The sequence below is a fragment of the Rhizobium sp. NFR03 genome (assembly GCF_900111275.1).
Taxonomy (GTDB): domain Bacteria; phylum Pseudomonadota; class Alphaproteobacteria; order Rhizobiales; family Rhizobiaceae; genus Ferranicluibacter.
The window spans coordinates 589,131-607,746 of the sequence record NZ_FOGR01000004.1; the positions used below are offsets into that span (position 1 = coordinate 589,131).

The following is an 18,616-nucleotide window of genomic DNA, read 5'->3' on the forward strand; positions in this document are numbered from 1 at the left end:
GCGCCGGACCGTCATCTGTATGCAGTGATGAGAATGGCATTGAGACGAACGTGACGCAGGCAAAACGGAAGACCGTCACACGCACCGGAACGACCGTCGAGCAGATGGTGCGCGCGATCGCCGATATGATCGTGACCGGCATGATGGTGCCCGGGGAGCGGCTGGACGAGCTGTCTCTGGCGACACGCTTCGATGTCTCGCGAACGCCGGTGCGGGAAGCCCTGCGGGAACTCGGCGCCATGGGGCTGGTCGGCCGCGAGCCGAACCGCAGCGCGATCGTGACGACTGTGGAGGAGGCCCATCTTCATGCGATGTTCGAGGCGATGGCGGAACTCGAAGGGATCTGCGCCCGGCTTTCCGCAGCGCGCATGACGGCAGACGAGCGGCATGCCCTCGAACACGAGCACCGCACCTCGATGCAGCTCGTGCGTTCGGGCGTGCCCGAGGACTATGCCGCCTATAATACCGAGTTTCACAACCGGCTCTACCGCGGCGCTCATAACGACCACCTTTTCGAACTGGCGACGCAGACCCGCGCAAGGCTTGCACCGTTTCGCCGCGCGCAGTTCCGTCTTTCGGGCCGGTTGTCGAAATCCTACGAGGAACATGACCGCATCGTCACCGCCATCCTGCGGGCCGACACGACCGCTGCCGGAAAGGCAGCCTTTGATCATGTCTCGATCGTCAGCGATGCCAGTATCGTATTCGCCGCGACACGCGGCGAACACCGAGAGAGATGCTTCGAGCGATTACGCCAGGCCGTCGATCACCAGCCCGGAGAGGCTCGCCTTGGCGCGGCTCTTCAACTCGGCGACGCGGGCGGTGACGGCATTGACGTCGGTGAGGATCGTGCCCTTTTCCAGCATCAGGACGCCGACGCTGCACCGCATCAGAGGATAGGCCTGCTCGACACCTGAGCGGCCGTACCCCATGATGAAGCCACGCTTGCGATCGTCGTCCGAGTAGAGCTCCTCCACCCCGCTTTTGAAGGCGCCGAGCAGCCGCGTCAGCATGTCGTCCACCTTGCTCTCCGGCAGGTCCGACAGGCCGACGAAGAAGTCGTCGCCTCCGACATGGCCGATGAAATCGCCGTCGCCGATGAAGTGGCGGCGCAGAAGCGCCGAAAACAGCGTGATGGCGGCGTCGCCACGATGAAAGCCGTACTGGTCGTTGAACGGTTTGAAATTATCGAAGTCGCAATAGCAGAAGAAGCGGGTGTGGTCGCCGTCGAGCATGGATTCGTGAACATGGTCGCGGATGGCGCGGTTGCCGGGCAGGCCGCTCAAGGGGTTCTGGTCGCGCGCGAATTTCAGTTGCTTCTCGCTGATGATGCGCAGCAGAGAGGCAGAAGACAGGATGCCGGCATAGCGCATGTTCTCGGTCAGGATCAGGCAATCGCTGCCGTTCGCGCCGGTGAAGATGTCGAGCATCTCATGGGCCGGCATATTCACATCGGCAACCGGTGCCGGCGTGACGAAGCTGGAGATGCGGCGCTGGTAGACCCGGTTTTGCAGGAGATCGCGCCCGAACGGGTGGTAGATCATCTCCTTCAGGTGATATTCGTGAATGACGCCCCGGGGTTCGTCATTGGCGTTCAGCACCGGAAAGAAGGCCTGCTGGGGCGAGGTCCGGAAAAGCTCGAAGATCGTTTCGAGCTTTGCGCTTTCCTGCACGGTCGGGAGATGCTCGACCTGCCGGCGGATCAGCACGCTGTCGGCCGAGGCGGTCCGCCGCTTGGTATCGTCGGCCTGCGCGAGGTGCGGATAGCTGACCTTCAGATCCGCATGGCAGACGGTCGGCATGGCCACGAAATAGCCCTGCAGCAAATCGCAGCCGAGATCGCGGCAGACGTGAAACTCCGCCTCGGTCTCCACGCCTTCGGCGATGACGCGCGCGCCGAGCTTGTGCGCCATCGTCACGATGTGCCGGACCAGTTGCCGGTTTCGCGGAAGGCTTTCGATGTGGGACACGAAGTGACGGTCGATCTTGACGTAATCGACGTCCGCATTGGACAGGAGCTTCAGGCCGCTGAAGCCGACGCCGAAATCGTCGATCGCCAGCTTGAAGCCGTGCTGCCGCAACCGGTCGAGAAGCGTGTCGAACGCGGCGATCGTCTCGTTGTCGTGTCGCTCGGACAGTTCGAAGCAGATGCTGGAAGGCGGGATGCCGACGCGCTTGAGATGGGCATCGAGCCGGTGGAGGATCGCCTCGTCATCCGCGCCGACCAGCCGCGTATCGAAATTGACGAAGAGGGTGCGCTGCTCGAAGCCCGGCAGCGCGGCGAACGCCGCAAGCGCCCGGCTGATGACCATGTGCTCCAGGGCCAGAAGCTCGCCATTCTCATGCGCCCGGTCGAGAAGCGCCAGCGGCGAGCCGAAGCCAAGCCGGTCGAAGCCGCGCATCAGGGACTCGTAACCGAAGCAAGTCCCGGTCGTCGCCTCGACGATCGGCTGCAAGGCGGTCTCGACGACGAGCTTGGACAGGGTCACGATCTGGTCGCGGCCGAGATGACGGGGCGAAAACGTTTCGAGAAGGGCACTCACCGGCGGTCTCCAGGACGACAACTGTGCCGACCATCGCAGGGGAGTTTAAACGTTTGGTTTGCGCAGAATGACAGTTTTATGAAGAAGCATGGCACGTTACATGATCTCGGGACGGGGCCACGCAGATGTCACGGCCCGGCACAGGGCCCGGCGCGCGCCGTCCGCGTCTCGCCGACCTCGGCCGCATAGGCGCGAAAGCCGTTCTCGTCGAGCTGGATGATGCGATAGCAGGGGTTGCCGGCGGTCCAGAACGGATCGGGCGCGTCGATATCGGTGACGAATTTGTGGGAACAGGCCTGACCGGAGCTATAGGCGATGCCCGTCGCGCTGGTGCCTGCCAGAGGCACATGGATGTGCCCGAAGACGATGTGACGAATGCCGGCGGGGTGGGTTGCGAGCCGTTGCAGCAGAAGGCCATCATCATGCATCTCGATATTCTCGAAATGCGCGATGCCCGAGTGAACCGGGGGATGATGCACAAAGACGGTGACCGGCTTTTCGCCGGCGTTGCCAAGAGCGTCATCCAGCCAGGCGAGGCGCTGGGTGTCGTATATACCGCCGATGATGCCGGCCCCGTGGCTGTCGAGAAAGAGCAGGCGGCCGAACGGCGTATCGAGATGGGACTGGATGAACCCGTTCTCATCGCGCGGCTGTTCCGGGAAGGCGGCGGTGAAAGCCGGGCGCGCATCGTGATTGCCGAGCAGCAGCCGGATGTCGCAGGTGAAGGGAGAGAGGATCTCGCGCAAAAGCGCATAGGCCTCTGGATCGCCGTCGTTGCAGAGATCGCCGGTGATGACGAGCAGGTGTGGATCCCCATGCTTCTCCAGAATATCGGCGACGGCAGCTCTCAGATGGACCTCGGGATCGACGCCGTGAACGGTCGCGCCCGGAGGCAGCAGATGCGTGTCGGTCAGCTGGATGATTTTCATGGGTCAAGCGCCTTGTCGGGAAAGGGAACGGCTGCGGAGGCAGGGCTCCGCAGCCGTCGGTGTTTCAAGCTGGCAGCGTGCCGGATCAGTTCATCAGGCCGTTGGTCTGCGCGACGATCTGGCTGAGGCCTTCCTCAGGCGTGACCTCGCCCCGCATGACGGTGCCGATGATGTCACGCTGGGTGCGCCAGATCCGCACCGAGTCGCCGCCGGGATAGCCGGCCCAGGGAAGCGACCGCTCGGCCTGCAGCGAGGCCGTCTTGATGTTCGGGTTCTCGGTGTAATACGGCGCGAGATAGTCCGGGCCGGTCGCCAGCTTGTTCGTCGGCAGGTAGCCGGTGATGCGCACGATGAGGTTCTGCGCTTCGGGACCGGTGATCCACTTCAGGTACTTCCAGGCGGCATCCTGCCGGGCCTTGTCCTGCGTCAGAATGACGGCGGAGTTGCCGCCCGTGGGCACGCCGCCCTTTTCCGCATTGTCGAGCGGGAAGGTCGCGGTCTTCAGCTCGAAGCGATCGCCGACCAGCCCCTGGATCGTCTGCACATGGGCGGGCGTCGAGAAGATGAAGCCGGTGAGGCCCGCGCCGAACTGCTGGCGCGACTGGTCCCAGTCGAGCAGCGTCTGGCCGCCATCGGTGACGAAGCGGCGTGCGAGTTTCAGCGCATTGAGGCCGATCTCGTTGTCGAAGGCAACCGTCTTGGTGGCGGGATCGACCAGATGTCCGCCCTGCTGGAAGATCAGCGACTGCCAGAGCCAGTCGTCCGGCCAGCCGTTGATGTCGTAGCCCATGCCGGCGATCTTCGGGTCGAGTGCGTGGATCTTGGCAGCCAGCGCAATGATGTCCTCGAAGGTCTTCGGCATGTTGTCGGGATCGCCACCGGCTTTGCGCACCAGTTCGGCATTCACATACATGATCGGCGAGGATGCGTTGACCGGCAGGCCGTACTGCTTGCCGTCCACCTGCCCGAGCGCCGACATCTTCGGGCTGTAGTTCTTCTCGAGGAAGGCCGCGCCGCCTTCGGCCTCGATGAAGGGACCGAGATCCGTGATCTGGTTGCGCGGCGCCAGCGTGTGCACCAGTTCGCCGGTCAGATTGTAGCCGGAGAAATAGACGTCGGGCAGGTTGCCGGTAACGGCTGCGCGCAGCACCTGCTGCTGACCTTCATTGTAGCCGGAAGCGGGCGCGAGAAAATTGATCTTGATCGTCGGGTTGTTCTTCATGAACGTATCGGCCAGCGGCTGATGGAATTTTGTAAAGCCGGGCAGGTTGTAAAGCACGTTCAGCGTGATCTCGTCGCTGGCGGAAGCGGCCGTGCTGAGGCCGGCCATGGCAAGGCCAAAGACGAGGCCGCGGATGGCGGTGCGTCGGGTCAGGGTCATCGAAGTCTCCTTGGGGACGTGCGGTATCGGGAGGTTTGGGAGGTCGGGTTAAGGCAGGAGGGGCGGTTCGGGCGGCGTCACTTGACGCCGGTCATGGTGATGCCCGCGATGAAGTGCCGCCGTACGAGAAGGAAGCAGATCAGCATGGGGGCGGTGATGAGCGTGGCGCCGGCCATCAGCGCGCCGTAGTTGGCGCCGGTCTCGACATCGGAGAAGAACAGCATGCCGAGCGGCGGCGGCGCGAGGTTGGTGTCGGACACGACGATCATCGGCCAGTAGAGATCGTTCCAGTGCGCGACGAGGGAGAAGACCGTGAAGGCGGCGAGCGACGGCAGCGAGCCGCGCAGGACGAGACGCCAGCAGATCTCCAGTTCCGAGAAGCCGTCGAGCCGTGCCGCCTCGATGATCTCGTTCGGATAGCTGCGGAAGGACTGGTGGAAGAGGAAAATGGCGAAGACCGAGAGAAAGAACGGCGCCATCATCGCGAAATAGGTGTTGAGCAGCTCGGCCTTGGCAAGCCCGACGAAGAGCGGCAGCGCCAGCGCCTGGATGGGCACGCAGAGGGCCGCGATGACCAGCGACAGAAGCAGCCGGCGGCCCGGAAAGCGCAGCTTGGCCAGAGCATAGGCGGCGGGAACAGCGGTGAGCACCTGCACGATGAGAATGCCGAGACAGACGATCACGCCGTTCAGCATGAACCGGCCCATCGGAACCTGACCGGCAGCGCGCGCGTAATTCTCGACGGCGTCGAACGTTTTGGGGATCGGCCAGAGAGAGACGTCGAAGATCTCGGCCGGCGAGCGGATGGAGGTCAGCACCATCCAGTAGAAGGGCAGCAGCATGAAGACGGCGCCCAGCGCCAGAACGGCATGCGGGGTGAATTTGCGCAGAGCGGTCATCAATAATGCACCTTCCGGTCGAGATGCAGCGTCTGCCCGATGGACAGCACGAGCACGATGGCAAGGAAGATGAGGGTGAGGGCTGCCGCATAGCCGGTGTTGGAATATTCGAAGCCTTCGAGATAGAGATCGAACAGCAGCGTCTCCGAGCCGGACCGGCCCTTGGTCAGCACCGCCACCGTCTCGAACACCTTGAAGGCGGATATCGAGGTGGTCACGATGACGAACATCGTCGTCGGCCCGAGCATCGGCCATGTCACGGTGAGGAAACGGTCGAGCGAACTCCTGGCGCCGTCCAGCCGTGCTGCTTCGTAAAGGTCCTTCGAAATGGCGGTAAGGCCCGCCAGGAAGAGAACCATGTTGAAGCCGAGCACCTGCCAGATGCCGATGAGCGCCATGGTCGGGATGAGCAGCGACGGGTTCGACAGAAAGCTCACGGGCTCGAAGCCAAGCCACGTGATGGCAGCGTTTACAGGCCCGAGCGACGGGTGCAGCAGGAACTGCCAGACGGTTGCCATGGCCACCAGCGTTGCGGTGACCGGCAGGAAATAGGCGACCTCCCAGAAAGCCCGGCTGCGCTTCGTTCCGTGGACGAGAAGTGCGACGCCAAGCGCGAGAAAAACGCCGAAGGGAATGACGAGGGCGGCATAGAGCACGGTGTTGGACAGCGCGCGCAGGAACACCGGATCGTGGAACGCCTTGGTGAAGTTCTCCACCCCGACGAAGCGGATCGACAGGGCGCCGAGCTGATAGTCCGTGACGGAGAACACGGCGAGCAGCAGCATGGGCAGGATGTAGATCGCCAGCAACAGGAATACGGCCGGTGCCGAGAACATCAGGCCGTTGCGCATCATGCGGCGTTCGCCGCTGCTGGACGAGGTGACGCCGGGTTTGACCGGCAATGACAGATCTGTAGGGACGGCCGTCATGCCAGCACCCGCTCGCGTAGAGTGAGCGGCCGGCGCAGCTCGTCGGCGCCGAAGAGATGCGCACGCTCCGCATGGAAGCCGAGATGGACGGTGCCCTCCGATACGACGCCCGGCTTTGCCGTTGCGGTCTGGCGCACGGTCAGGCGCACCGCGGGATCGGCAAGGAGCTGGCAGGTCATGAAGCGATCGGCGCCATGGGTTTCGCTGCGCAGAACCTTCACGGCCAAACCTTCATGCGAGGGACGGCCTTCGCCGGCAAGAAAGAGGTCTTCCGAACGCAGGCCGAGCGTGGCCGGGCCTGTCTCGCCCGTGGTGCGAAGGCCGAGCGCCTGCCCGAATGCGGAAATCTCGCCCGCGCTATCGACGTCGACCGGCAGCAGATTGATCGACGGCGAGCCGATGAAGCGCGCGACCGTCAGCGTCGCGGGCTGGCGATAGAGTTCATCCGGCGTGCCCAGCTGCTCGATGCGCCCTTCCGACATCAGGGCGATGCGATCCGACATGGTCAGCGCCTCGATCTGGTCATGCGTGACATAGACGAAGGTCGCGCCGAGGCGGCGATGCAGCGAGACGAGTTCCTCGCGCATATGGGCGCGCAGCTTGGCATCGAGGTTGGACAGGGGCTCGTCCATGAGAAAGGCTGCCGGCGAGCGTACGAGGGCGCGGGCAAGGGCCACGCGCTGGCGCTGACCACCGGAGAGCTGCGACGGCTTGCGATCGAGAAGATGGTCGATCTGCAGCATTCCAGCGGCCCGCTCGACATCCTCTGTGATGGCTTTTCTGACCTTCGACGTCCCGAACAGACCGCCGACCAACGGCAGCCGCGCCGACATGGGCAGGCGGCGCATGCGCAGCGGCGTGGCGATATTCTCCCGTACGCTCATATGCGGGTAGAGCGCGTAGGACTGGAACACCATGGCAAGGTTTCGATCGCTCGGATCGACATTCGTCACGTCAGCGCCGCCGATCGCGACCGCGCCCTGATCCGGGTTTTCGAGGCCCGCGATAATCCGGAGCAGCGTGGACTTGCCGCACCCGGACATACCGACCAGCGACAGAAATTCGCCCGGACGGATGGAGAGATCGATGCCCTTGAGGACCTCGTCCGACCCGAACCGTTTTCTGATGTGGCGAAGATCGATAGCTTTCGACGGCATGATGCGCTCCTGTTCCAGGGCGCGTATGGCGCGTCGATATGACAGGCGGACAACCATTTGACGAAAGATTGATGACGGGCCGGTTCAGAGCCTGTGAGGCGCATATTGGTCAGAGCCTTGCCACCCCTGGCCGGTTTTCCGTCTGCCTATCCTGTGCTTCCTGACCTTGCGCAGACCCTGCCGATATGGCGAGGAGCGACACACTCGTGAAGGCAGTCCCGGTCCACCAACGCGGCCCCCAACGGATACAAGGCCTCGCCCGGAAGGGGGGTCCACGTCTCGCGGGACCGCCTCATCCTCGACCATTTGAGGTGCGCACGGTGGCGCCATCGTGAAGGGTTTGCCGATAAGGCGGCTATATTCTTAAAAACCTGATCGCAGCCAGCCGGAAAGAGGTGGCAGTGTTCAGGCCCGACCGGAAACGCTCTGCCGAAAAGTTGATGGCGTGGTGCCGGTCGTCGCTTTGAATACCCGGGTCAGATGGCTCTGGTTGCTGAAGCCGCAGGCTGAAGCGATCCGGGCAATGGGCTCGGCGCCGGCCAGTAACGTCTTGGCGCGATCAAGACGCCGGTGCAGGACCCAACCGTGTGGCGAGACACCGCAACTGATGCGAAACATACGCTGCAGGTGGAATTCGCTGAGGCCGGCGATGGCGGCGAGATCCGGCAAGGTGATCTGCGCGTCGAGATGTGCCTCGATATAGTCGGTTATCCTGCGGCGCACAGCGGGGGCCAGGCCGCTCTTGATCGAGATGGCCCGGTTTCCCCCATAACGGGGATCGCCAAACAGGCCGGAAAGCACGGTTGCGATGGCCTCGTCGGCAAGCAGCGTATCCCCGGACCGCGTGGCATGTGCGACCTCACGTAACGCCACGGCGAGTGCCGGCGCGTTGTCGAAAGTCGTTTCGGGCACCACCATCAGGCGGCAGTCGCGATCGAAAACTTCGGTAAAGACCCGGCGCATCTCCTGATCCGGCACATAGAGGTGGACGAAGGTGAAGTCGTCGGTGATCTCCCATTCGGAAGAGGCGCCCTGCGGCATGATACAGAGTGCACCCGGCCAACCATTGCTGTTGCCCTGATCGATACGGCGGGTGCCGGAGCCGCCTTTGAGATACAGGCTGAATGTGTGGCCGTCCGGCTGCTCGTAGCGCATCCGGTCATGGGCGTTGCGCCAGATCGCCGCCGATCGTCCGAAGCCGAGAGTCAGCGCGTCTGTAACCTGCGCGCAGGGCGAGGCCGAGAGAAAGCTGAAGACGGACGGGTTGTCGGCAGTCATGGAGGATCTCTTGCGAAACGAGCCTCATTCTATCGCGGAGTTCAGTGCATGCCAGCATAGAGGTGGCCTCTGTTGCTGCTCGACGCCATTTCACCGCAAGAATCTGCAATCAGCGCCGCCGTTTTCCTCGTATCCATCTGCCCTTACAGCGAGGACGTCATGGCCAATATCATTCTGTTCGTTTCAACCGTCGTGATATGGGGCACCACCTGGATCGCGATTGCCATGCAGGTCGGGCCGGTGCCCGTGCTGGTTTCCGTGTTCTACCGTTTCGCCACGGCCGCCCTCATCTTCCTCGTCGTGCTTGGCGTGCTGGGCAAGCTTAGGATTCCCGCGGCCCGGCATCAGCCGTTCATTTTCATGCAGGCGCTCTGCCTGTTCAGCTGCAACTTCATCTGCTTCTACAACGCGGCCAGCTATGTGCCATCGGGGCTGATCTCCGTCATCTTCTCGCTGGCGACGATTTATAACGCCATCAATGCTCGGCTGTTCTTCGGCGACCGGATTACAGCGCGCACCGTGGTGGCGGCGGTCCTTGGCGCCTCCGGGCTGCTCCTGCTGTTCGGCCCGGATATCCTCGTTCATTTCAATGTCGATACCTGGAAGGGCGTAGGCCTGTCGGCGCTCGGAACGCTGTTCTTCTCTCTGGGCAACATGGTCTCCCGCCGCAACAGCGCCGAGGGGATCGCACCCGCCACCGCCAATGCCTGGGGCATGACATATGGCTCCCTGTTTCTTCTGGTCCTCATCACCATGACCGGCACGCCGGTCATAGCGCCGCCCGACACACAGTATCTGATGGCGATGCTCTATCTCGCCGCGGTCGGCTCGGTTATCGGCTTCACCACGTATCTGATGCTGGTCTCGCGCATCGGCTCGTCGCGAGCCGCCTATACGACGGTGCTCTTCCCGGTCGTCGCCCTGTCGCTCTCGACCCTCTACGAGGGCTATCACTGGACGCCACTTGCGATCGTCGGACTTGTGCTGACACTTGCCGGCAATGTCGTGATCTTCGCGCGCCCGATGACGCGGTCGGTCGCACCAGCCCCCGAGACCGCGTCATCGCACTGAAATCAACCGCTCGATTGCTCTTGATCTTAGCCTTCGTATCGAACTCATGCTTGCGCGGTCGCGAGGGATAGAAGCGTCTCTCGCTCCCGTCGCGATCCCGCCATGCGGGCCTTGGCGGCGGCGAGCACGGAGGACGAGGCGGTTTCCGGAAGGCCCGAGCCGAAGGGAGGTTCCGGCGCGTATTCGAGCGAGAGCTGGATCGTTTCGGCTTCCTCTCGGCCCATGAGTTCCGCGATGACGGCAAGGCCGAAGTCGATCCCCGAGGTGACGCCACCCGCCGTGATGAGCGATCCGTCTCGGACGACCCGCTCCTTGACGGGCACCGCCCCGAAGCTTTCGAGGAAATCATGCGCGTTCCAGTGCGTAGTGGCTCGACGACCCTCAAGAAGACCGGCACGACCGAGGACGAGAGATCCGGTGCAGACCGACGTGACGTAGCGCGCCTTGGCGGCTTTCTCCCGGATGAAAGTCAACGTCTCGTCGTCGGAGAGGAGCGCGTTGACGCCCGCGCCGCCGGGCACGCAAAGGACATCGAAATCCGGCGCGTCGGCAAAGCGCATGTCGGGCTGCAGCCAGAGACCGGTCGAGGCTCTCACCGGTTCGAGATTCTTCCAGACGAGATGGACCCTGGCGTCACTAGCGGAGGCAAAGACTTCGTAAGGACCGGTCAGGTCCAGCTGCTGGACAGCGGGAAAGCAGAGAATTCCAAAGTGTAGCGTCATGAGCCCATTCCCTTGTTGACGGATTGACCATACCGCAGCATGAATTGGCCTTTGCGCCAATCATCGCTCGTTTCATGCCAATTGATCTACCCCATCGCATCGAGATCCTCGCTTTCGAGAACGCCCAGATTCTGGATATCACGGGGCCGGCGCAGGTGTTCGCCACGGCCAACGATCTCTCACCGGCCGGGACGCCCAAGCCCTATGTGATCGACATCGTCTCGACGGACGTGGAGGTGGTGACGAGCTCCGGCATCGTTCTGCGATCCACCAGGCTTGCCGGCGAGGTGGCCGGGGGAACGCTGATCGTCTCCGGCGGCTATGGCGTGAACGCCGCCTGCCGCGACGCCGGCCTTCTCGACTGGATCCGGCGACGTGCGGCGATCGCATCGCGCACCGCTTCGGTGTGCAGCGGTGCATTTCTGCTTGCCGAGGCCGGCCTTCTCGATGGCCGCCGTGCCGTGACGCACTGGGGGCGATGCGCCGAATTCACCGCCCGCTTTCCTGCGGTTCACCTCGATCCCGATCCGATTTTCATCCGGGACGGACCAATCTGGACGTCGGCCGGGGTGACGGCGGGCATTGATCTGGCGTTGGCGATGGTGGAGGCCGACATGGGCCGACCGCTGGCGCTGGCCATCGCGCGCCAGCTCGTCGTGTTCCTCAAACGGCCGGGCGGCCAGGCGCAGTTCAGCGCGGCGCTCGCGCTTCAGGAAACGGACGACACCTTCGAGCCGTTGCATGGCTGGATCGCCGACCATCTCGACCGCGATCTGTCGCTCGCCGTGTTGGCGGATCGGGCTGGCATGAGCCTGCGCTCCTTCTCGCGCCGCTACCGCCAGAGCACGGGGCGTACCCCGGCCGACAGCGTGGAAGCCATCCGCTTCGAAAGCGCGCGCCAGCTTCTGGAGGACGGTGCCAGCGTGACGCGAACAGCCGCGCGCTGCGGGTTCGGATCCACCGAGACCATGCGACGCGTCTTCCTCCAGCGACTTGGTGTCGGCCCGGCGGCGTATCGTAGCCGGTTTCACGGGTAACGCAGTCGTGAGGCAAAAGTCCAGTATTTCGACGTTATACCTTCACACACATCGTGATCCTGCGTGGATCATGGGGCAGCGCTGTCGCTGACGGCCGTGCCGCTGTGTCCGGCACACGCAGTGACGGCAACGAGGGATTAGCTATCCGCAGACCCTCCCCGTTAATGCCCAAAATTTAGCCTCAATAGAGGCTTGCATAAAGACTGGACAACTTAGTGGACATGATCCACTATTTTGATGCCGGGTGGAGACGGCTGGCCAGAGCGAACAGAGTTTTAAGAACAAGGGGAACGTATGTCGCAGCCCTTAACGCCTTCGGGCGTCGTCCTGTCCGTGCGCAATCTGACCGTGGCGTTACCGCCCGGTATGGAGCGCACCCATGCCGTCCAGAATGTCTCCTTCGATCTTCACGCAGGTGAGATCCTGTGCATCATCGGCGAGTCCGGATCCGGAAAATCCGTCACCGCCAACACGATCATGGGGCTGCTGCCGCCCTCGATCAAAGTGACGGGCGGCGAAATTCACTTCAAGGATATGGATATCCTCGCGGTATCGGAAGACAGGATCCGGCCGTTAAGGGGGCAGGCGGTCTCGATCATCTTTCAGGATCCGCTCTCTGCGCTCAATCCACTGATGACAGTCGGCGATCAGATCTGCGAGGTTCTGGAAGCGCATGGGCAGGGAACGGCGCAAAGCCGCAAGGCCAAGGTTCTGGATCTCCTGGAGGAGGTGGGCCTGCCGGACCCGCTGCTCATGCGGCTGCAATATCCCTTCCGCCTGTCCGGCGGCCAGCGACAGCGTGTGATGATCGCCATGGCCTTGGCACTCGATCCCGATGTCCTGATCGCCGACGAACCCACAACCGCACTCGACGTAACGACACAAGCGCAGATCCTCGATCTTATCCGGCGAATCCAGAAGCGGAAGAACATGAGCGTCATGTTCATCACCCACGACTTCGGTGTGGTCGCTGAAATCGCCGACCGGGTCGTGGTCATGGAAAAGGGTCATATGGTCGAGCAGGGCCGCGCCGATCAGGTGCTCGTCCGCCCGGCTCATCCCTATACGCAGCGCCTCGTCGCTGCCGTTCCGCGTATGCGTGGAACCGAAGACAGGATATCCAGGGAAACGCCGCTCGTTCTGGAAGTCGAGAACCTCGAGAAGGAGTATCGCAGTTCGGGTTCGTTCTTCGGCAAGCCGCGCGTCGTCAAGGCCATCAACGGCGTCAGCTTCACGCTGCGCAAGGGGCAGACACTCGGCGTCGTCGGCGAAAGCGGTTCGGGAAAATCCACACTTGGGCGGATCCTTCTGAAGTTGCTGGAGCCGGACGGCGGTGTGATCCGCTTCGACGGGCGTGACATTGCGGGCATGACCCAGGAAAGCTTCCGGCCGCTTCGCCCCTACATCCAGATGATTTTCCAGGACCCTTTCGCCTCCCTCAATCCCCGCCACACGATCGGCAGGATCCTCACGGTCGGACCGGTCGCCCACGGATCTGCTGTGCATGAGGCTCGAAACAAGGCAATGAGCCTCCTGAAGCGTGTCGGTCTGGACGAGCAGGCGTATGATCGCTTTCCGCATGAATTTTCCGGCGGGCAGCGGCAGCGCGTCGGTATCGCCCGCGCGCTGATGTTCGATCCCGTCGTTCTCGTGGCCGACGAGGCAGTCTCCGCGCTGGATGTTTCCATTCAGGCGCAAATCCTCGAACTTCTGGCCCGCATTCAGACAGAGATGAAAGTCGCAATGGTGTTCATCACCCATGATCTGCGGGTGGCCAGCCAGATCTGCGACGACGTGCTGGTGATGCATAAGGGGTCCGTGGTCGAGCAAGGTCCACCCTCGCGGATCTTCCGCTCGCCGTCGCACGACTACACGCGCAAACTCGTTGCAGCCATTCCAGGAGCGGACTGGGAGCCTGACATGGTCGCTACCGGCAACTGACCATGCGCTAGACGCGCAGATGTCCGCTGCGGTCGCATACCGCGTGACGATGGAGAGCACGATCAACGTCGATCCTCAGCGGTTCGACAGTGTACATTCACGTCTTATCAAGTAGCTGAAAACGTTTGAATTTTTTAGATTTTCGAGAGGAATTTAGTTGCATTGATCCACTATTTGTCCTTTCATGTTGTGACAGGTTTGCAATACGACATGGACGGAAGACAGGAACCGGTGGCGCGTTAACAACGCGTCAGCCAACGCACATCTTTTGCCCATTCGAACGGAACTCGCATGCACAAGCCATCGACCAAACCGCCGACCACACCGGAGGAAATCAATCTCGATGTGCTCGAGAACACCCTGAGTTTCTACATTCGCACGCTCAACCTCGCCGTATCACGCGACCTCGATGCCTGTCTCGACGGTCTGGATGTCGCCAAGGGAACAGGAAAGATCACCACATTGCTGCTGGTCGACGATTATCCGGGCATCCGCCCATCCGTGATTGCCCATCTGACCATGCGGGACCGCTCGGCCATGGGCCGGGTCATCGACCAGATGGTGGCGCATGACCTGATCCGCCGTGAGGTTTCGCAAGAGGACAGCCGCGCGCAGGAACTCTATATCACCGAAGCCGGCTCCGCGCTCGCCGTCCGCATCCGCGAACTCGTGCCGAAACAGTCGCAGGATTTCTTCAGCTTCATGCCCGAAGACGAACAGCGGCAACTCATGGATATTCTCCGCCGCGCCTACAGGCGCATCGTGGGGTTGGCATGAGCGTTCATCAGATCAAGCGCGTCGCCCTCATCTCCGGCGCCAGCCGGGGAATCGGCAATCATGTGGCGGCAGAGCTTCTGCGTCAGGGCTGGACGGTGTCGCTCGGCATGCGCAAACCCGTTATGCCGACCTGGGCGGTCGGACATGAAGATGCCGTTCAGCTCGTTGCCTATGATGCAGACGACACACAGGCCGAGCAGCGCTGGGTTAACGAGGCCCTGCAACGCTTCGGTCGCATCGATGCCATCGTTGCCAACGCCGGTATCATGATCCCCAAGACGGTGATCGAGGCGGACGACGAGGATATCGACGCGATGTTCTCGGTTAACGTCAAGGCGCCAAGACGGCTGGCGAAAGCGGCCTGGGACGCGCTCTGCGCCACCGGCTGCGGCCGCTTCATCATTCTCGCGTCGCTGTCCGGCAAGCGGGTAAAGTCGGCTGCGGCCGGCAGCTACTCGCTCTCGAAGTTTGCCGCCGTCGCCCTGTCGCACGCCATCCGGCAGGCGGGTTTCGACAAGGGTGTGCGCGCGACCGCCGTGTGCCCCGGTTTTGTCGCAACCGATATGGCAGCTGCGCTCACCGACCGGCCGGCCGATCAGTTGACCCAGCCAGCCGATCTCGCCTGCATCATCGCCATGCTGATCTCTCTTCCGAACGAGGCGTCTGTCGCCGAGTTCGCCGTCAATTGCCAGCTTGAGGAGTTTTTCTGAATGCCCGGTCCTTATGTCGTTCCTGTCCACGGCGATGCCGATCTGCCCAAGGAGGTGGATGTCGTTGTCATTGGGGGCGGGATCATCGGAACGTCGACGGCGCTTGAACTCGCCGAGAGCGGCCTTCGTGTCGCGTTGTGCGAGAAGGGTGGGATCGGTCATGAACAATCCAGCCGCAACTGGGGCTGGGTGCGGATTTCCCGTCGCGATCCGCGAGAAGTCCCGCTAATGGCGGAAAGCCTGCGGATCTGGGCGGATCTGAACCGCCGCACCGGCAGGGAGACTGGCTTCAAGCGCTCCGGGATCGTTTTCACCTGCGCCGACGAAAAGCAGTTCGACGAGCACGAGCGGTGGAACCGTAATCTGGAAGGCTACCAGATCGAATCTCATATGCTGAGCGCGGCAGAGTTCAACGCGAAATATCCCGGCAACACGATGAAAATCGCCGGTGCGCTCTACACGGCGGGCGATTGCCGGGCCGAGCCGCAGAAGGCCGCGCCCGCGATTGCCGAGGCGGCGCGGGACAAGGGCGCGCATATCCTCACGGAGTGCGCGGTGCGGGGCCTGCAGATGTCCGGCGGCCGCGTCTCCGGAGTCGTCACCGAGCGTGGCGAAATCGGCTGTACGTCGGTGGTACTGGCCGGCGGCGCGTGGTCTAGTCTGTTTTGTGGCAATCATGGCCTGGATCTGCCGCAACTGAAGGTGCTGAATTCGGTGCTTCGCACCAAACCGCTTGCGGGCGGACCGGAGGAAGCCATCTGGGCCAGTGGCTTTGCCCTGCGCAAGCGCGCGGATGGCGGCTATACCATCGCCGACGGCTCGCAGAATGTCGTCGATATCGTTCCCTCCTCTTTCCGCTATGCCAAAAATTTCATGCCGGCGCTGTCCTATGAATGGCGCTCGCTGCGCTTCCGACTGGGCGGACGCTTCTTCGACGAGGCGCGCATTCCGCGCCGCTGGGCGCTCGATGAGGCATCGCCTTTCGAATACAATCGGGTCCTCGACCCGGTTCCATCCAAGGCCATGGTCAATGGCGCGCTGGCGCGGCTGGCAAAGGCGTTCCCTGTTTTTCAGAAGGCGGAGATCGCCCAGAGCTGGGGCGGGATGATCGACGTGACCCCGGATGCCGTTCCGGTGATCGATGCCATCGACGCCATTCCGGGCTTCCATATCGCCACCGGGTTTTCCGGCCACGGGTTCGGGATCGGACCGGCGGCGGGCCGACTGACGGCGGACATCGTGACCGGTCGCACCCCGATCGTCGATCGCCGTGATTTCCGGTTCAGCCGTTTCAGCGACGGCTCGAAGATCAAACTGGTCAGCGGCTTTTAGGAAAGATCGGCCGGCGGGGAGACCGGCCGGCCGTTGAAAAAGCATCTGGCGGCCAATGGCTGTCGGCGGCCAACCGCCCGGAGAGGCGGACGAACCGATTATCCTTTTCAATCATCGGATCAAGGGGAACTGATATGTCCAAACAGACCAAGCCTTTCATGAACACGACACGCCGTCAGGCGCTCGGACTTTTGGCAGTTGGCGCCTCAGGCGTCGCTTTCTCGGGCCTTGCCGGCTTCAGCCGTGCGATGGCGCAGCAGACAAAGGCGCTGAAGGGTCAACTGACCGTCGGCTTTTCACAGGAACCGACCGTCTTCAATCCGCACATGCCGCATATCGAAGTGGATGAAGGTATTCATTTCAGTATCTTCGATCCGCTTTTTTACGTCGACGAGACCGGAAAGTTCATCGCGGCCTTGGCAGCCGAGGTTCCCACAGTCGAGAATGGCGGCATTTCCGCTGATGGCCTGTCTTGGAAGGTCAAGCTGCGCGAGAACGTCAAGTGGCATGACGGCACGCCGTTCACCGCCGAGGACGTCAAGTTCACGCTTGAACTTCTTGTCGATCCAAATTTCCGCTCCTGGAGAAAAACCGGCCATGAGTTCGTTCGCGATCTGACAGTGGTCTCGCCGACCGAGATCACCTGGAAGATGGCAGAGCCGTTTGCGCCCTATCTATCGATCCTCGCCTCGACCTTCATCACGCCGAAGCATGCGCTGGGCGCGGAAGCCGATCGCAACACAGCGCCGTTCAACAATGCGCCTGTCGGGACCGGTCCGTTCAAGTGGAAAGAGCGGATCGCCGGAGATTATGTCCTACTGGACGCCAATGCCGATTATTTCGGCGAGGGTCCGCATGTCGAGCGGCTGATCTACAAATACGTGCCCGACCTGAATGTCCTCTACACGCAGTTCAAGACGGGCGACATCGACGTCGTCGGTCTGCAATGGATCACGCCGGACCACTATGACGAGGCGAAGACTCTCGAAGGCAAGGTGATCAACGTCGTGCCGGGTTCGACGATCGAATCTTTCACTTTCAACATGGAACGGCCGCAGTTCAAGGACGCCGCCGTTCGTGAAGCGCTCTATCACGCGATCGACAAGCAATCGATCATCGAAGCGCTCTATTACGGTCTGCCGACGCCGACCGAGAGCTACGTCCCGCAGCAATCCTTCTACTACAATCCCGATCTTCCCAAACACGAATATTCGGTCGAAAAGGCGACGAAGCTGCTCGACGATGCCGGCTGGGCCCCAGGTGCCGACGGCATTCGCGCCAAGGATGGCGTCAAGCTGTCCTTCACCTGCTCGACGACGGCCGGCAACCATATTCGCGAGCAAGTGCAGCAGTTCATGCAGCAATCCTTCAAGGATATCGGTGTCGAGATGACGATCTCCAACCTGCCGCCGGCCGTCATGTGGGGCGACTACTGGATGCTGTCGAAATTCGACACGGTGATCGTCGGCCTCGACTTCCTGACCGGCCCGGATCCGGACACGTCCGATTTCTTCCGCTCGACATCGAGCGCCGCGAAGGGTGGGGCAGGGCAGAATAACTGGCAGTTCGTCAATACCGAGGTCGACGAGCTCCTCGCCAAGGGCGGCAGCATATTTGTGCCGGAAGAACGCAAGGCCGTGTACCTGAAGATCCAGGAGGTCATGCGCAAGGAATTACCGTTCCTGCCTCTCTTCCAGTACGCCACGGTACGGGGCCACAAGCAGGGCATTGAAAACGTCACGCCGAACATCAACACGCGCATCGACACGTGGAATGTCGGCGCCTGGCATCTGGCGTAAGCCGGGCGGGCGCCAAGCGCCCAAGTCTCCCGAGGTGCCGGGCCATATCGTTCCGGCACCTCGATAGCCTTTTGCCACTCACCGCTGCCGCGCCTGTCGGCACGATCCGGA

Annotated in this window: 15 protein-coding genes and 1 pseudogene; 8 read left to right on the plus strand and 8 right to left on the minus strand. The window is 62.3% G+C overall.

What is annotated here, in order from left to right; genetic code table 11:
• Positions 1-50 precede the first annotated feature (50 nt).
• Positions 51-713: pseudogene (locus BSG19_RS15905) on the plus strand (GntR family transcriptional regulator); the annotation flags it as partial.
• A gap of 36 nt (positions 714-749) precedes the next feature.
• On the opposite strand, the gene BSG19_RS15910 reads toward BSG19_RS15905, so the two are convergent.
• The 7 genes from BSG19_RS15910 to BSG19_RS15940 form a co-directional block, all read right to left on the minus strand.
• Positions 750-2,543, minus strand: a complete 1,794-nt coding sequence (locus BSG19_RS15910) for a bifunctional diguanylate cyclase/phosphodiesterase (RefSeq protein WP_092988964.1) — start codon at positions 2,541-2,543, stop codon at positions 750-752.
• A gap of 128 nt (positions 2,544-2,671) precedes the next feature.
• Positions 2,672-3,472: a phosphodiesterase gene (locus BSG19_RS15915; protein ID WP_092988965.1), complete on the minus strand. Its 801-nt coding sequence runs from the start codon at positions 3,470-3,472 to the stop codon at positions 2,672-2,674.
• An 85-nt stretch (positions 3,473-3,557) separates the two neighbouring features.
• Complete coding sequence (locus BSG19_RS15920; protein WP_092988966.1) at positions 3,558-4,853, minus strand: ABC transporter substrate-binding protein; 1,296 nt, start codon at positions 4,851-4,853, stop codon at positions 3,558-3,560.
• A gap of 77 nt (positions 4,854-4,930) precedes the next feature.
• Positions 4,931-5,752, minus strand: coding sequence for a carbohydrate ABC transporter permease (locus tag BSG19_RS15925; RefSeq protein WP_092988967.1), 822 nt, complete (start codon positions 5,750-5,752; stop codon positions 4,931-4,933).
• On the minus strand, positions 5,752-6,606 hold the full coding sequence (locus BSG19_RS15930) for a carbohydrate ABC transporter permease (RefSeq protein ID WP_348272144.1): 855 nt from the start codon (positions 6,604-6,606) through the stop codon (positions 5,752-5,754). Before BSG19_RS15930 ends, BSG19_RS15925 begins: the two co-directional genes overlap by 1 nt.
• Before the next feature lie 71 nt (positions 6,607-6,677).
• Positions 6,678-7,838: an ABC transporter ATP-binding protein gene (locus tag BSG19_RS15935; RefSeq protein WP_092989126.1), complete on the minus strand. Its 1,161-nt coding sequence runs from the start codon at positions 7,836-7,838 to the stop codon at positions 6,678-6,680.
• A 405-nt stretch (positions 7,839-8,243) separates the two neighbouring features.
• Positions 8,244-8,993: a helix-turn-helix domain-containing protein gene (locus BSG19_RS15940; protein WP_170866013.1), complete on the minus strand. Its 750-nt coding sequence runs from the start codon at positions 8,991-8,993 to the stop codon at positions 8,244-8,246.
• A 282-nt stretch (positions 8,994-9,275) separates the two neighbouring features.
• Here BSG19_RS15940 and BSG19_RS15945 point away from each other — a divergent pair, with 282 nt between their 5' ends.
• Positions 9,276-10,187, plus strand: coding sequence for a DMT family transporter (locus BSG19_RS15945; protein ID WP_092989127.1), 912 nt, complete (start codon positions 9,276-9,278; stop codon positions 10,185-10,187).
• A gap of 44 nt (positions 10,188-10,231) precedes the next feature.
• On the opposite strand, the gene BSG19_RS15950 is transcribed toward BSG19_RS15945, so the two are convergent.
• Positions 10,232-10,909, minus strand: a complete 678-nt coding sequence (locus BSG19_RS15950) for a DJ-1/PfpI family protein (RefSeq protein WP_092988970.1) — start codon at positions 10,907-10,909, stop codon at positions 10,232-10,234.
• A gap of 74 nt (positions 10,910-10,983) precedes the next feature.
• Here BSG19_RS15950 and BSG19_RS15955 point away from each other — a divergent pair, with 74 nt between their 5' ends.
• The 6 genes from BSG19_RS15955 (at position 10,984) to BSG19_RS15980 (ending at position 18,505) form a co-directional block, all read left to right on the plus strand.
• Complete coding sequence (locus BSG19_RS15955) at positions 10,984-11,946, plus strand: GlxA family transcriptional regulator (protein WP_092989128.1); 963 nt, start codon at positions 10,984-10,986, stop codon at positions 11,944-11,946.
• A gap of 294 nt (positions 11,947-12,240) precedes the next feature.
• Complete coding sequence (locus tag BSG19_RS15960; RefSeq protein ID WP_092988971.1) at positions 12,241-13,887, plus strand: ABC transporter ATP-binding protein; 1,647 nt, start codon at positions 12,241-12,243, stop codon at positions 13,885-13,887.
• Positions 13,888-14,178: 291 nt separating this feature from the next.
• A complete protein-coding gene (locus BSG19_RS15965) occupies positions 14,179-14,664 on the plus strand; it encodes a MarR family winged helix-turn-helix transcriptional regulator (RefSeq protein ID WP_092988972.1) in 486 nt (161 codons plus the stop codon).
• On the plus strand, positions 14,661-15,374 hold the full coding sequence (locus BSG19_RS15970; RefSeq protein WP_092988973.1) for an SDR family NAD(P)-dependent oxidoreductase: 714 nt from the start codon (positions 14,661-14,663) through the stop codon (positions 15,372-15,374). Before BSG19_RS15965 ends, BSG19_RS15970 begins: the two co-directional genes overlap by 4 nt.
• Positions 15,375-16,706, plus strand: a complete 1,332-nt coding sequence (locus BSG19_RS15975; RefSeq protein ID WP_092988974.1) for an NAD(P)/FAD-dependent oxidoreductase — start codon at positions 15,375-15,377, stop codon at positions 16,704-16,706.
• A 134-nt stretch (positions 16,707-16,840) separates the two neighbouring features.
• Positions 16,841-18,505, plus strand: coding sequence for a peptide ABC transporter substrate-binding protein (locus tag BSG19_RS15980; protein WP_092988975.1), 1,665 nt, complete (start codon positions 16,841-16,843; stop codon positions 18,503-18,505).
• Positions 18,506-18,616: the final 111 nt, after the last annotated feature.